A 14,884-nucleotide genomic window follows, 5' to 3' on the forward strand; every position below is an offset into this window, starting at 1 on the left:
CCGCCGTGGCTGGTCGCGCCCACGCGGCGGCAGCCGCAAATCAGCACAGGCCCGCGCCCCTGTGGGGGCGAGCCCTCACACCCCCATTCCCGAGGCGGCCGCAGTGTCCATCCGACCCCGCTGTCACCGCGGCCGCCTCGTCCCCCTTCTACCTTTGACCTGATGAACCCGTTACCCATCAAGGACGCCATGACCCAGCAGCACTCCGCCATCGCCCCGGCCCCCCACCCTGCCGAAGCCAAGCGCAGCGACTGGTGGCGGGACGCGGTGATCTACCAGGTCTATCCGCGCAGCTTCGCCGACAGCAACGGTGACGGCATGGGGGATCTGGAAGGCATCCGTACCCGACTGCCGTACCTCCGCGACCTCGGCGTGGACGCCGTGTGGCTGAGCCCCTTCTACGCCTCGCCGCAGGCCGACGCCGGCTACGACGTGGCCGACTACCGTGCCGTGGACCCCATGTTCGGCAACCTCCTGGACGCCGACGCCCTCATCCGCGACGCCCGCGACCTGGGCCTGCGGACCATCGTCGACCTGGTCCCCAACCACTCCTCCGACCAGCACGAGTGGTTCAAGCGCGCGGTCGCGGAAGGGCCCGGGTCTCCGCTCAGGGACCGCTACCACTTCCGCCCCGGCAAGGGCGAGAACGGCGAACTCCCGCCCAATGACTGGGAGTCCATCTTCGGCGGCCCCGCGTGGACCCGCGTCGAGGACGGCGAGTGGTACCTCCACCTCTTCGCCCCCGAGCAGCCCGACTTCAACTGGGACCACCCCGCCGTCGGCGACGAGTTCCGCTCCATCCTGCGCTTCTGGCTGGACATGGGCGTGGACGGCTTCCGCATCGACGTGGCCCACGGCCTGGTGAAGGCGGACGGCCTTCCCGACCTTGGATCCCACGACCAGCTCAAGCTGCTGGGCAACGATGTCATGCCGTTCTTCGACCAGGACGGCGTCCACGAGATCTACCGCCAGTGGCGGCTGATCCTCGACGAGTACTCCGGCGAGCGCATCTTCGTCGCCGAGGCCTGGACGCCGACCGTCGAGCGCACCGCGAACTACGTCCGCCCCGACGAACTCCACCAGGCCTTCAACTTCCAGTACCTGAGCACCGCCTGGGACGCGAAGGAGCTGCGCGGGGTCATCGACCGCACGCTGGAGGCGATGCGCCCGGTCGGCGCCCCGGCCACCTGGGTGCTCTCCAACCACGACGTCACCCGCCACACCACCCGCTTCGCCAACCCGCCCGGCCTCGGTACCCAGATCCGCACGGCCGGCGACCGGGAGCTGGGCCTGCGGCGGGCCCGCGCCGCCACGCTGCTCATGCTGGCGCTGCCCGGATCGGCGTACATCTACCAGGGCGAGGAGCTCGGCCTCCCGGACGTCGTCGACCTCGCCGACGAGGTCCGTCAGGACCCGGCGTACTTCCGCGGCGCCGGCCAGGACGGCTTCCGCGACGGCTGCCGGGTGCCGATCCCCTGGACGCGCGAGGGATCGTCGTACGGCTTCGGCGCGGGCGGCAGCTGGCTGCCCCAGCCGCCGGAGTGGGCCGAGCTGAGCGTGGAGGCGCAGACCGGCGATCCGGACTCCACCCTGGAGCTCTACCGCTCGGCCCTCGCCGTCCGGCGCGAGCGCCCCGACCTGGGCGCCGGCGACGCCGTGGAGTGGCTCCGGGCTCCCGAGGGGGTCCTCGCCTTCCGGCGCGGACAGTTCGTGTGCGTCGCGAACACCAGCGGCGAGTCGGTGACGACTCCGGCGTACGGCCGGCTGCTGCTGACCAGCGGTGAGGTCGCCGAGGCCGACGGGGACGCGAAGGTGGCGGCCGACACGACCGTGTGGTGGACGACCGCCTGAGCACCCGCGGAAGGAATCACCGGGCCCTGAGGGGGGCCCGGTGATTTTTTTCCAGGGCGTGTCGATCGGCGGGAGCCGCGTTCGACGCTTGGGTGAAAGGGCGCACCGGCGCCCCCCCCGCTCAAGGAGACATCATGCAGATCCGCGCCCGCCTCAGCATGAGTGCCGACGGCTATGTGACCACCCCGAGCGGCTGGCCCGCGCTCACCGCCGACCCCGCGTTCGTCCCCGGCCAGAGCCACGGCATCCGCGAGTTCCTGGCGGACTGCGAGGCCGCGCTCATGGGCCGTACGACCTTCCAGCCCGCCCTCACCAACAGCCGCTGGCCGTGGCCGGACCTCGACGTGTTCGTCCTCGGCTCGCACCGCCCGGAGGGCACCCCCGACCACGTGACCACCGACGACGACCCGGTCCGGCTCCTGGAGAAGATCCGTGCGGCCAACCGGGGCGGGGACGTCCACCTCGTCGGCGGTCCGCGGACCATCGCGACCTTCCACGCACTCGGCGCCCTGGACCGTCTCGAACTGGTCGTGCTGCCCCTGCTGTTCGGCGGTGGCACCCAGTTGACCCCGGCGCTCGGCCCCGAGACCGGGCTGACCTTCCTGAGCCAACGCGCCCTGCCCGGAGGGGCGGTGGAGATCGTCTACTCCTGCGAGGGCCGTCGCGACGACCTGCCCGGAAAGCCCGCAGAGCAAGTGTGAAAGTTCTTTCTGTTACTTTCTCGACTCTTGCTGTAAACATTTCAACAGCGGTACGTTCTCGCCGGCGCCAGGCAAAGACGCCTGGCCGTCCGGCAAGGAGAACCCCCACGTGATATCGAGATGGTCCGCAAGAGCCACCGCCACGGCCGCCGCCACCGTGTTCGCCGCCTCGGCCGCCGTCCTCGCCCCCAGTGCCGCCCAGGCCTCCCCGCCGGGCGGCAAGGACGTCACCGCAGTCCTCTTCGAATGGAACTTCGCCTCGGTCGCCAAGGAGTGCACCACCACCCTCGGCCCCGCCGGATACGGCTACGTCCAGGTCTCCCCGCCCGCAGAGCACATCCAGGGCCCGCAGTGGTGGACCTCGTACCAGCCGGTGAGCTACAAGATCGCGGGCCGGCTCGGTGACCGGACGGCCTTCCAGAACATGGTGAACACCTGCCACGCGGCCGGGGTGAAGGTCGTCGCCGACACCGTCGTCAACCACATGGCCGCGGGCAGCGGCACCGGCACCGGCGGTTCGTCGTACACGAAGTACAACTACCCCGGCCTGTACTCCTCCTACGACTTCGACGACTGCACCTCCCAGGTCACCAACTACCAGGACCGCTGGAACGTCCAGCACTGCGAGCTGGTCGGCCTGGCCGACCTCGACACAGGTGAGTCGTACGTCCGCGGCGCGATCGCCGGGTACATGAACGACCTGCTCTCCCTCGGTGTCGACGGCTTCCGCATCGACGCGGCCAAGCACATCGACACCGCCGACCTCGCCAACATCAAGTCCCGCCTCAGCAATCCGTCGGTGTACTGGAAGCAGGAGGTCATCTACGGCAGCGGGGAGGCCGTCCAGCCCACCGAGTACACGGGCAACGGGGACGTCCAGGAGTTCCGTTACGCCTACGACCTCAAGCGGGTCTTCAACAACGAGAACCTCGCCTATCTGAAGAACTACGGCGAGGGCTGGGGGTACCTGAACAGCTCGGTGGCCGGCGTCTTCGTCGACAACCACGACACCGAGCGCAACGGCTCCACCCTCAACTACAAGGACGGGGCGAACTACACGCTGGCCAACGTCTTCATGCTTGCGTATCCCTACGGTGCCCCTGACATCAACTCCGGCTACGAGTGGTCCGACACGGACGCGGGCCCGCCCAGCAACGGCTCCGTGAACGCCTGTTGGCAGGACGGCTGGAAGTGCCAGCACGCCTGGCCGGAGATCCTCCGCATGGTCGCCTTCCGCAACGCGGTGCGCGGCGAGTCGGTCACCAACTGGTGGGACAACGGCGGTGACGCCATCGCCTTCGGGCGGGGCGCCAAGGGCTACGTGGCCATCAACCACGAGTCGAGCGGCCTGACCCGCACCTACCAGACCTCGCTGCCCGCCGGGACGTACTGCAACGTGCAGAACAACACGAGCGTGACGGTGAACGCCGCCGGCCAGTTCACGGCCACTCTGGGTGCGAACACCGCGCTGGCGATCTACACCGGCAAGTCCAGCTGCTGACCGCCCTCCGACGGCCCCTGTTCCGGCTGCGTCCGCCGGGGCAGGGGCGGTCGTCCCAGCACCTCGATGTACACGATGCGCCCGTCCACGACGTCGAGGATCAGATCTCCTGACGAGGGCGGCAGCGGCACACAGCGGTGTCCCGGACCGTACGGCCGTCCCCGCGGATGCTCCGCCGTCAGGATGCTCTGGCAGAAGTCGTCCCCGCACCCGCACTCGCCGACCAGTCGGACATCCCGCACACAGACGGCCAACTCGCGTTCCCCCTCCGCCTCCAGGAGGGCGGCCAGTTCCTCGATCAGCTCCGGGTGGACCGCACGCACCAGGGGAGGTTCCTGTTCCATGCGCGGGAAGGTAGTCGTGCGCCGCCCGTGAGGCCACCGGTCATGAAGGGCGTGCGGCTTCGTGAAAGTTCTTTCCGGTCGTTTCACGACTCTTGCTGTAAGGCTTGCGGCGGCGATACGGTCGCGCGGGGTCGGACCCGAAGAGCCGTACATCGCAAGGAGTCCACGTCAGTGATACCGAGATGGCCGGCGCCGTCGAGGCGCCGCACCGCGCATGCCGGACGGGTCGCCGCGGTCACCGTGACCGCGCTGGCCGCAGCGCTCGTCCAGCCGCTGTCCGCCCGTGCGGACACCCCGCCGCCCCCGCCCTCCGACGCGCAGCTCGCCGCACAGCCGGCCCGGCACGACGACACCCGTGAGCAGTTCTACTTCGTCCTGCCGGACCGTTTCGCCAACGGCGACACCGCCAACGACAAGGGCGGTCTGACCGGTTCCCGCCTCTCCACCGGCTACGACCCCAACGACAAGGGCTTCTACCAGGGCGGGGACCTCAAGGGCCTCACCGAGCGCCTCGACTACATCAAGGGCCTCGGCACCACCGCCATCTGGATGGCCCCGATCTTCAAGAACCGTCCCGTCCAGGGCACGGGTGCCAACGCCTCGGCCGGCTACCACGGCTACTGGATCACGGACTTCACCCAGGTCGACCCGCACTTCGGCACCAACAAGGACCTGGAGACACTGATCTCCAAGGCCCACGCCAAGGGCATGAAGGTCTTCTTCGACGTCATCACCAACCACACGGCCGACGTCGTCGACTACAAGGAGAAGTCCTACGACTACCTGTCCAAGGGCGCCTTCCCCTATCTGACGAAGGACGGGCAGCCCTTCGACGACGCGGACTACGCGGACGGCTCGAAGAACTTCCCGCCCGTCGACGCCGACTCCTTCCCTCGCACCCCTACCGTCGCCGCCGCGAACGCCAAGGTCCCCGCCTGGCTCAACGACCCGGCGATGTACCACAACCGCGGCGACTCCACCTACGCAGGCGAGTCGACCACCTACGGCGACTTCTCCGGCCTCGACGACTTGTGGACCGAGCGCCCCGAGGTCGTCTCCGGCATGGAGAAGATCTACCAGCGCTGGGTCAGGGACTTCGACATCGACGGCTTCCGGATCGACACCGTGAAGCACGTGAACATGGAGTTCTGGACCCAGTGGGCCACCGCCCTGGACGCCTACGCGGCCAAGCAGGGCCGGAAGAACTTCTTCATGTTCGGCGAGGTCTACTCCGCCGACACGTCGATCACCTCGCCGTACGTCACCCAGGGCCGCCTCGACGCGACCCTGGACTTCCCCTTCCAGGAAGCGGCACGGCAGTACGCCTCCCAGGGCGGCAGCGCGCAGAAACTCGCCGGTGTCTTCGGCGACGACTACAAGTACACGACCGACAAGGCCAACGCCTACGAACAGGTCACCTTCCTCGGCAACCACGACATGGGCCGCATCGGGTACTTCCTGAACCAGGACAACCCGAAGGCCGGCGACGCCGAACTCCTCGCCAAGGACAGGCTCGCCAACGAGCTGATGTTCCTCAGTCGCGGCAACCCCGTCGTCTACTACGGCGATGAGCAGGGCTTCACCGGCACCGGCGGCGACAAGGACGCCCGCCAGACGATGTTCGCCTCGAAGGTCCCCGACTACCTCGACGACGACGAGATCGGCACCACCCGCACCCACGCGAGCGACGCCTACGACACGAACGCCCCGCTGTACCGGCAGATCGCGGCACTCGCGGGGCTCCGCAAGGCCAACCCGGCCCTGACGGACGGTGTCCAGGAGCAGCGGTACGCGGCGGACGGGCCCGGGATCTACGCCTTCTCCCGCACCGACGCGAAGACCGGCCGGGAGTACCTCGTCGCCTTCAACAACGCGACCGAGGCCAAGTCGGCCTCCTTCGCGACCGGTTCGGCGCACATCGCCTATCACGGGATCTACGGCGCGGACGCGACAGTGACGTCCGACGCCGACAAGAAGATCACCGTCACCGTCCCGGCGGGCTCCGCGATCGTTCTCAAGGCGGCGGGCAAGCTCGCCAAGCCCGTCACCAAGCCGACGATCACCCTCAAGGCCCCGGCCGCCGGCGTCACCGGCACCGTCGAGCTCACCGCCGACGTGGACGGCGGACAGCTCAACCGGGTCGTCTTCGCCGCCCAGACGGGCACGGGGAAGTGGCGGACGCTCGGATCCGCGGACCACGCCCCGTACAAGGTCACTCAGACCCTTGGGAAGGACCTCAAGGCCGGAACCGCCCTGCGCTACAAGGCCGTTGTCGTCGACTCGGCCGGCCGCACCGCCTCGGCCACGGCCGAGTCCGTCACCGGCACCCCGCCCGTCGCGGAGCCCCCCACGGCCTCCTCCCGCGACTACGCGATCGTCCACTACAAGCGCACCGACGGCGACTACGCCGACTGGGGCCTGTACGCCTGGGGCGACCTCGCCGACGGCGAGTCCACCACCTGGCCCGCGAGCCACCCCTTCACCGGCCGGGACGCGTACGGCGCCTTCGCCTACGTCAAGTTGAAGCCCGGCGCCTCCGACGTCGGCTTCCTCGTCATCGACAAGGACGGCAACAAGGACGTCGCCACCGACCGCACGATCGACGTCACCAAGACCGGCGAGGTGTGGATCGAGCAGGGTAAGGACGCCATGCAGACCCAGCGGCCCGACTACCCGGCGCAGGACACCACCAAGGCGGTCGTCCACTACCACCGCGCCGACGGGAACTACGACGGCTGGGGCCTGCACGTCTGGACGGGCGCCGCCAACCCCACCGAATGGTCCAAGCCGCTGGAGCCGGTGCGGACCGACTCCTACGGGGCCGTGTACGAGGTGCCGCTCAACGCCGGTGCCACGAGCCTGAGTTACATCATCCACAAGGGCGACGAGAAGGACCTGCCCACCGACCAGTCCCTGGACCTCACGGCGAACGGCCACGAGGTGTGGCTGCTGAACGGCCGGGAGGAGTACCTCCTCCCGCAACCCGCCGGGTCCGCCGCCGCACTCGACCCGACCACCTCCAAGGCGGTCTGGCTCGACCGGGACACGGTCGCCTGGAACGGCAACGACAGTGCCGCCTCCACCCAGTTGGTGTACTCGCACGACGGCTCGATCGCCGTCAAGGACGGCACCCTGACCAGCGACGACGAGCGCTGGCTGCGGCTGACGAGGACCGCGCTCACCGACGCCCAGAAGGCGAAGTTCCCCCACCTGAAGGACTACACGGCCTGGTCAGTCGACCCGCGGGACCGCGACCGGGTGAAGCAGGCCCTCACCGGCCAGCTCGTGGCCTCCCAACGGGCCGCGAACGGCGCCGTGCTGAGCGCGACCGGCGTCCAGATCGCCGGCGTCCTCGACGACCTGTACCCCGCCGCGACCAAGGCCCAGCTGGGCCCGGTCTTCCACCGGGGCCGTCCCACGCTGTCCGTGTGGGCGCCCACCGCCCAGTCGGTGCGGCTGGAGCTGGCCGGCTCCACCGTGCCGATGCGCCGCGACGCCACCACCGGCGTCTGGTCCGTCACCGGCCCGGCGTCCTGGAAGGGCAAGCCCTACCGGTACGTGGTGAAGGTCTGGGCGCCCAGCGTCGGGAAGCTGGTCACCAACAAGGTCACCGACCCCTACTCGGTGGCCCTCACCACCGACTCGGCACGCAGCCTCGTCGTCGACCTCGCCGACAGGTCCCTGGCACCGGGCGGCTGGTCGACGTACACCAAGCCGAAGGCCGTACCGCTCAGGGACGCCGAGATCCAGGAGCTGCACATCCGGGACTTCTCGGTGGCGGACGACACCGTGCCCGCGAAGGACCGGGGCACCTATCTCGCCTTCACCGACCGCAACAGCGACGGCTCCCGCCACCTGAGGCAGCTCGCGAAGGCGGGCACCTCGTACGTCCACCTCCTGCCCGCCTTCGACATCGCCACCGTCCCCGAACGCCGCCAGGACCAGGAGACCCCCGGCTGCGACCTCGCCTCCTACCCGGCCGACTCCGACCAGCAGCAGGCGTGCGTCGCCAAGTCCGCCGCGAAGGACGCCTACAACTGGGGCTACGACCCGTACCACTACACGGTCCCCGAGGGCTCCTACGCCACCGACCCGGACGGCACCGGCCGCACGGTCGAGTTCCGCAGGATGGTCAAGTCCCTGAACGAGGACGGCCTCCGAGTCGTCATGGACGTCGTCTACAACCACACCGCGGCGAGCGGACAGGCCGCCACGAGCGTGCTCGACCGGATCGTGCCCGGCTACTACCAGCGGCTCCTCGCCGACGGGTCGGTCGCCAACAGCACCTGCTGCGCCAACACCGCCACCGAGAACGCGATGATGGGCAAGCTGGTCGTCGACTCGATCGTCACCTGGGCCAAGGAGTACAAGGTCGACGGCTTCCGCTTCGACCTCATGGGCCACCACCCCAAGGCCAACATCCTGGCCGTCCGCAAGGCCCTCGACACCCTGACCCTCAAGAAGGACGGCGTCGACGGCAAGAAGATCATCCTCTACGGCGAGGGCTGGAACTTCGGCGAGGTCGCCGACGACGCCCGCTTCGTGCAGGCCACCCAGAAGAACATGGCCGGCACCGGCATCGCGACCTTCTCCGACCGCGCCCGCGACGCCGTGCGCGGCGGCGGCCCCTTCGACGAGGACCCCGGCGTCCAGGGCTTCGCGTCCGGGCTCTACACCGACCCCAACTCCTCCAAGAGCAACGGCACTCCGGAGGAGCAGAAGGCCCGCCTCCTCCACTACCAGGACCTCATCAAGGTCGGTCTCTCCGGCAACCTCGCGAAGTACCGCTTCACCGACACCGCCGGCAAGGAGGTCACCGGCGCCCAGGTCGACTACAACGGTCAGCCCGCCGGATACGCGGACGCGCCCGGCGACGCCCTCGCCTACGCCGACGCGCACGACAACGAGTCGCTGTTCGACGCGCTGACCTACAAGCTGCCCGCGGACACCGGCGCCTCCGACCGGGCACGCGCACAGGTCCTCGCGATGGCCACGGCCGCCCTCTCCCAGGGCCCGGCGCTCTCCCAGGCGGGCACCGACCTGCTGCGCTCCAAGTCCCTGGACCGCAACTCCTTCGATAGCGGCGACTGGTTCAACGCGATCCACTGGAACTGCCAGGACGGCAACGGCTTCGGCCGCGGACTGCCCATGGCGGCCGACAACGCCTCCAAGTGGCCGTACGCCAAGCCCCTGTTGAGCTCGGTGAAGGTCGGCTGCCCTCAGATCGAGGGCGCCTCGGCCGCCTACCAGGACCTGCTGCGGATCCGTACGACGGAGAAGGCGTTCTCGCTCGCCACCGCGGACCGGGTGCAGTCGCAGCTGTCCTTCCCGCTCTCCGGCACGGACGAGACGCCCGGCGTCATCACCATGGAACTCGGTGACCTCGTGATCGTCTTCAACGCCACCCCGAAGGAACAGGACCAGCGCGTCCAGACCCTCGCCGGAAGCACCTACCAGCTGCACCCGGTGCAGCGGGCAGGGGCGGACCCTACCGTCAAGCAGGCCTCGTTCGACAGGAAATCCGGTACCTTCGCCGTTCCGGAGCGGACCGTGGCCGTTTTCCAGCGCCATCCCTAGCTGAACGCATTACCTTGGTGGAGCGGACCCAGAACCCCGGTCCGCTCCACCGGTGTTGCCCGAGGGGGTGACAGATGGACGTCAAAGGCAAGCTGACGGGCACGACCGTGCTGGTCGTGGACGACGTGGAGGCCAGCCGGTACGCCATGGGCACCGTGCTGAGCCGCGCGGGGCACCGGGTGGTACCGGCCGCCTCCGGCGCGGAGGCCCTCGCCGAACTCGACACCCGGCTGCGCAAGGGCACCCTCCCCGACGTGGCCCTCGTGGACGTCGGGCTGCCCGACATGAGCGGCTTCGACCTGTGCCGGCTGTTCAAGGAACGCCCGCACACGGCCCGGATGCCCGTCGTGCACTTCTCGGCCTCCGCCGTGCCGCCCGCCGTGCACTGCGCGGGCATGGACATGGGCGTCGAGGCCTATCTGAAGGTGCCCGCCGAACCCCTGGAGATCGAGGCCGTGGTCCGGGCCGCCGTACGCAACGCGCAACTGCGGGCCGGCGACCAGGCGCTGGTACGGCGGCTCACCCTGCTGTCCGAGACCATCGTCACCATCCAGTCCGCCCGCACCCTCCAGGAGCTCTCCGACGCGGCCGCCGAGGGCGTCTCGCGGCTCACCGGCACCCCCGCCGCCGTCTTCGTCCTCGACCAGGACGACCAGCTCTATCGCGGCCTGTCCCGCGACCGCATCCCCGTCTCGCTGCCGGGAGAGGACGCCGACCGGATCGTGGCCGGGCTGCTGCGCCGGCTCACCCGCGGCCAGGCCGGAGTGCAGCTGACCACCGTGCCCGCGCCGCTGTGGCCCGCCGGGTACTTCCGGCCCGGCGTCGAGCACGACGCCCGGCTCGCCCTCGTCGTCACCCAGGACGGCCATGCGCCGGTGTGCCTGGCCGCGCCCGCGCGCGGCATGCGCAGGGTTGGCCTGGAGGGCGAGACGCTGCTGGCCCAGCTCGCCCAGGCCACCGCGCTCGCCGCCGAGCCGCTGCTCATGTACAAGGTCGAGCGGCATGTCGCCCTCACCCTCCAGCACAGCTTCCTGCCCCAGCCGCACCGGCTGCCCGACCTGCCGGGCCTCGACATCGTGGTCCGCTACGTCCCCGCCTCCCGGCAGACCGAGATCGGCGGCGACTTCTACGCGGCGCTGCGCGTGGACGAGGGCATCCTCACCGCGGTCGGCGACGTCGTCGGGCACTCCCTGGACGCGGCGACCGTCATGGTCGAGCTGCGGCACGCGCTGCGGGCCTACGCCGTCGACGAGAGCGACCCGGCCGTCCTCGCCGAGCGCCTGGACCGCACGCTCCAGCGCTACCACCCCGACACCACGGCGACCGTCTGCCTGGCCCTGGTCGACCCGGGCACCGGGCGCACGCGGATCGCCAACGCCGGGCACATCCCGCCCCTGATCGTCCGCGACACCGGCACCGCCGACTACGTCAAGGCGGCCGGCCCGCTGCTCGGCGTCGGCCTGGTCCACCCGCCGGCCACCGAACTCTTCCTCGAACCCACCGACCGGCTCCTCATGGTCACGGACGGCCTCATCGAGACCCGCGGCACCGACCTCACGACCTCCATGGAGCAGCTGCGCGCGGCCGCCTCCGGCGCGCTGCCCGGCCTGAACGCCCTGTGCGACACCCTGCTGGACACCTTCGGCCACGACCGGGAGGACGACATCGCGATGCTGGCGCTGCGGCTAGGGTGACTTTTCGTCGCCTTGGAACAGGAGTGCCCATGCCGCAGATCACCGTCGACCACTCGCGTTTCCTCAGCTTCGACAGGGAGGCCTTCGCGAGGGACCTGCACACGGCCGTCGTCGAGATCGCGGCCGCCAAGCCGGAGGCGTGCAAGACGCAGTTCCGGGCGAGCGAGGTCACCGCGTTCGGCTACGAGGACCCGGACGTGCAGGGACACGGGGTCGTCCATGTCACGCTGGGACTGCTCGCCGGGCGCACCGAGGACACCAAGGCCCGGCTCACCGAGGCCGTCCTGGAGCTGCTGAGGAAGCATGTGGAGGACGACGGCACGAGCGTCCTGCACGCCTCGGCCGAGGTGCGCGACCTCGACGCGTCGTACCGGAAGTTCGAACGCTGAGGGTTCTCAGGAGGCCGGAGGACGCTGAGGGTTCTCAGGAGGCCAGTGAGATCAGCCGTGCGGCGAGGTCGGTGAACGGGCCGTCGTGCGGCTCGTCCTTGAGCATGTGCCGCAGCAGCGCCGTCATCTCCTCGTCGTAGGCCGCGCCCACCGCGGCCAGAGCGGCGAAGTCGTGGACGAGCTGCGACTCCAGCTCGGCGCGGGGGATGCGCCGGCCGTCCAGCCAGATCAGGGCCGTCGACTCGGCGAGCGAGATCCAGGAGCGGATGAGCAGTTCGAGGCGCGCGGGCGGATCCGTCACCCGCAGATGGGACAGGATCTGCTGGTAGGCGACCTGGCGTACGGAGTCGATGAGCGCGTTGGTCGCCGAGGAGCCCACGGCGGGACCGCCGCGCATCAACGCCGAGAAACCGGGCCCGTGTTCGTCCACGAAGTCGAAGAAGCGGCGCATCACCCGCAGCAGCCGGCCGCCCAGCGAGCCCTCGTGCGGCTCCTCGAAGCGGCTCGCCAGATCTTCTGCCGCCCGCTTCAACGCGGCTTCGTACAGGCTGAGTTTGCCCGGGAAGTAGTGGTAGACCAGCGGCCGGGAGATGCCGGCCGCCGACGCGATCTCGTCGATCGAGACCTCGTCGGGCGAGCGACGGGCGAACAGTTCGAGGGCGACGCCGATCAACTGCTCGCGCCGTTCCTCGACTCCCATTCTTCGACGCACCCCGGTAGTCATACGAACACCTTACCGATCGGATCCGGCCCGGAACGGACCGGTCCGGCCAGTGGTGTTCACATGACCCACACGATTCGTGCACGTCGTGCTTGTGGCGGGCTGTTTCGCCCCACTTCTCAACGCTCGCCCGCCGTGGCGGAGTTCACGCATATCGGCGATCCGCTAGCGGAGGCCGTTGACCTCACGCCCGTCCACCAGCGTCCCCTTCAGCCCGGCCTGCGCGCCCTGCTCCGCCTTCACGGCCAGCAGGTTGCCTTGGGCGGACCCCTTCACCCCGCCCGTCGCGGTGATCGACGCCGTGCCCCGGCTGCCCGCCGCCAGCAGGTACCAGGACCCGCCGCCTGACTTCCACAGCACCCCGGCCAGCACCTGCGGATCCTTCGCCCCGCACGCCGGGACGTTCTCGCCCTTCGCCGCCACCGCCCCGTACGTCCCGCCCGGCGTGCGGAACTGGGCCAGCACCCGCTCCCCACCGCCCTGCCAGGTCTCCGCCCGGGTGCACACCCAGTCCGCCCTGCCGCTCGCGTCGGGCAGCGGCTGCGTCGCGTAGGCCCAGGCGTTCACGCTCCGCACACCGGAGGACCGCATCGCACCCAGCGAGCAGGCGTACGGCGCCCAGGCGCGCAGCCCCTGCGCCCCGGACGCGTCCTTCACGGACCCCGGACGGCCGGTGGTGAGACGGGCCGGGACCAGTTCACCGAGGTCGGTCAGCAGGCGGGTGCCGGAGGCGTCCGTCAGCTGGAGCACGTTCCAGGAGGTGCAGGCACCGCTCTGGACGGGGCCGGCCATCGGGGCGGTGGCGCCGTCGGAGAGGGGCAGCGCCATCGCGCCGGCGCCCGGCTTCAGCAGGTCCCGCTCGGCCGCCTTCGTCACCCAAGGGGCCGTCAGGTAACGGATGTTGCCGTCGGCGCGGCCCAGGACCACCGCGCTCGCCTGGGCCCGGTCCGCGCCGTCGACGCGGGCGAAGTCGAGGGCGGCCCCCTTGGTGCTGTCGCGCGGTTCGGCGTAGCGGACGATGCGCAGACCGTCGTAGAGGATGACCACGCGCGCGTTGTCCACGGTCCCGGCGTACAGGAGTTGCGGCGGTCCGGAGGGGCCGCCGGACGGGGTGCCCGGGGTCGCGGAGACCTGGACGGTCTCGCCGGGGCGGGCCCAGACGGCGAGGGCGCGGCGCAGCAGGGCGCTGTCGCCGGTGAGGTTGCCGCGCGCGGGCCACACCGAGAAGTCGGTGCGGGCCGAGACCTCCCATGCGGCGGCCGGGACCTTGACCAGCAGGGCCGGGTCCAGGGCGGCCTGGGCGGCGGGGTTCTGCGCGTAGGCGGGGGCGGCGGCGCCGTCGGGGCCCCAGCCGTCGCCGGGCATGCCGAGCAGCGCCCCGCACACGGCGACCGCCGCGGCGGCGGCCAGCGCGGCCTTGGTGTGCTGTCGGCGCCGCATCAGGTCGGTGGGGCGGATCTGGAGCGAACAGGCGTCGAACTCGGGGGAGTCGAGGAGGGCGTACTGCGCGCGCTCGGAGTCGGCCTCCTCCAGGGCCGCGTCCACGTCGGCCACGCCCGCGGCCGTGAGCACCTTGCGCACGTCGCCGTCGGGGAGCTTCTCCAGGCCGCGCAGGACACACGCGGCGCGGGCCGGTCCGGTCAGGGCCGACAGGCGCTGGTCCAGGGCGAGTTCGTCGGCGCCGCCGGAGCGCGGGAAGAGCTTGAGGCCCCACACCTGGGGGAGCAGCGGCGGGAGCTGGGCGCGCTTGGGCCACGCCAGGCGCTTGAGCGGCCGGCCCGCCTCCAGTGCCGCCCGTACCACCTGGAGACGGACGTAGGCGTAGCCCGGGTCGCCCTCGCGGCCGGCGGACTGGGCCGGGATGACGGAGGCCGAGGCCTTGCCCCGCGGCAGGGCACGCTGGGCGAGGGCGTGCGCGGTCAGGACTCGCCTGCTGCGTCCCAGGCCGGGCGGCAGCACCAGATAGGCGAGCCGGACCAGCCGGGGATAGTGCTCGACGAGCGCGGCCTCGGCCTGTTCCACGTCGACGACGGGGTCGGAGGCGGAGCCTGCGGCGGGTGCGGGGCGCGGGGCGACATCCTGTGACTGCACGTTCAGCAGAACGAG

General features: G+C 70.6%; 9 protein-coding genes. 6 read left to right on the plus strand and 3 right to left on the minus strand.

Features of this window, described 5'->3' with window-relative positions; translation table 11 throughout:
* Positions 1–189 precede the first annotated feature (189 nt).
* The 3 genes from IF54_RS0132730 (at position 190) to IF54_RS0132740 (ending at position 4,053) form a co-directional block, all read left to right on the plus strand.
* On the plus strand, positions 190–1,851 hold the full coding sequence (locus IF54_RS0132730) for a glycoside hydrolase family 13 protein (protein ID WP_030325424.1): 1,662 nt from the start codon (positions 190–192) through the stop codon (positions 1,849–1,851).
* 134 nt (positions 1,852–1,985) lie between these two features.
* Positions 1,986–2,552, plus strand: coding sequence for a dihydrofolate reductase family protein (locus tag IF54_RS0132735; RefSeq protein WP_030325428.1), 567 nt, complete (start codon positions 1,986–1,988; stop codon positions 2,550–2,552).
* A 109-nt stretch (positions 2,553–2,661) separates the two neighbouring features.
* A complete protein-coding gene (locus IF54_RS0132740; protein ID WP_030325429.1) occupies positions 2,662–4,053 on the plus strand; it encodes an alpha-amylase in 1,392 nt (463 codons plus the stop codon).
* Here IF54_RS0132740 and IF54_RS0132745 read toward each other — a convergent pair.
* Complete coding sequence (locus IF54_RS0132745) at positions 4,029–4,397, minus strand: hypothetical protein (protein WP_234439119.1); 369 nt, start codon at positions 4,395–4,397, stop codon at positions 4,029–4,031. The two genes, IF54_RS0132740 and IF54_RS0132745, sit on opposite strands and share 25 nt — an antisense overlap.
* Positions 4,398–4,568: 171 nt before the next feature.
* On the opposite strand from IF54_RS0132745, the gene pulA reads away from it, so the two are divergent.
* From pulA to IF54_RS0132760, 3 genes are all read left to right on the plus strand, one after another.
* On the plus strand, positions 4,569–9,974 hold the full coding sequence (gene pulA / locus IF54_RS0132750) for a pullulanase-type alpha-1,6-glucosidase (protein ID WP_030325431.1): 5,406 nt from the start codon (positions 4,569–4,571) through the stop codon (positions 9,972–9,974).
* Positions 9,975–10,048: 74 nt separating this feature from the next.
* The gene (locus IF54_RS0132755) at positions 10,049–11,668 is read left to right on the plus strand and encodes a SpoIIE family protein phosphatase (RefSeq protein ID WP_030325433.1); all 1,620 of its coding nucleotides are present in this window, start codon (positions 10,049–10,051) and stop codon (positions 11,666–11,668) included.
* 29 nt (positions 11,669–11,697) lie between these two features.
* Positions 11,698–12,057, plus strand: coding sequence for a 5-carboxymethyl-2-hydroxymuconate Delta-isomerase (locus tag IF54_RS0132760; RefSeq protein WP_030325435.1), 360 nt, complete (start codon positions 11,698–11,700; stop codon positions 12,055–12,057).
* Positions 12,058–12,091: 34 nt separating this feature from the next.
* Here IF54_RS0132760 and IF54_RS0132765 read toward each other — a convergent pair whose 3' ends face one another.
* Both IF54_RS0132765 and IF54_RS0132770 read right to left on the minus strand, forming a co-directional pair.
* The gene (locus IF54_RS0132765; protein WP_107047926.1) at positions 12,092–12,781 is read right to left on the minus strand and encodes a TetR/AcrR family transcriptional regulator; all 690 of its coding nucleotides are present in this window, start codon (positions 12,779–12,781) and stop codon (positions 12,092–12,094) included.
* A gap of 162 nt (positions 12,782–12,943) precedes the next feature.
* Complete coding sequence (locus IF54_RS0132770) at positions 12,944–14,869, minus strand: hypothetical protein (protein ID WP_030325439.1); 1,926 nt, start codon at positions 14,867–14,869, stop codon at positions 12,944–12,946.
* Positions 14,870–14,884 lie beyond the last annotated feature (15 nt).

The organism is Streptomyces sp. NRRL B-3229 (assembly GCF_000719505.1).
GTDB lineage: Bacteria > Actinomycetota > Actinomycetes > Streptomycetales > Streptomycetaceae > Streptomyces > Streptomyces griseorubiginosus.

Excerpts from the sequence above, each read along its gene's own strand:
- IF54_RS0132730 (WP_030325424.1), top strand. The coding sequence starts at position 190 with ATGACCCAGCAGCACTCCGCCATCGCCCCGGCCCCCCACCCTGCCGAA.
- IF54_RS0132735 (WP_030325428.1), top strand. The coding sequence starts at position 1,986 with ATGCAGATCCGCGCCCGCCTCAGCATGAGTGCCGACGGCTATGTGACC.
- IF54_RS0132745 (WP_234439119.1), bottom strand. The coding sequence starts at position 4,397 with ATGGAACAGGAACCTCCCCTGGTGCGTGCGGTCCACCCGGAGCTGATC.
- IF54_RS0132755 (WP_030325433.1), top strand. The coding sequence starts at position 10,049 with ATGGACGTCAAAGGCAAGCTGACGGGCACGACCGTGCTGGTCGTGGAC.
- IF54_RS0132760 (WP_030325435.1), top strand. The coding sequence starts at position 11,698 with ATGCCGCAGATCACCGTCGACCACTCGCGTTTCCTCAGCTTCGACAGG.
- IF54_RS0132765 (WP_107047926.1), bottom strand. The coding sequence starts at position 12,781 with ATGACTACCGGGGTGCGTCGAAGAATGGGAGTCGAGGAACGGCGCGAG.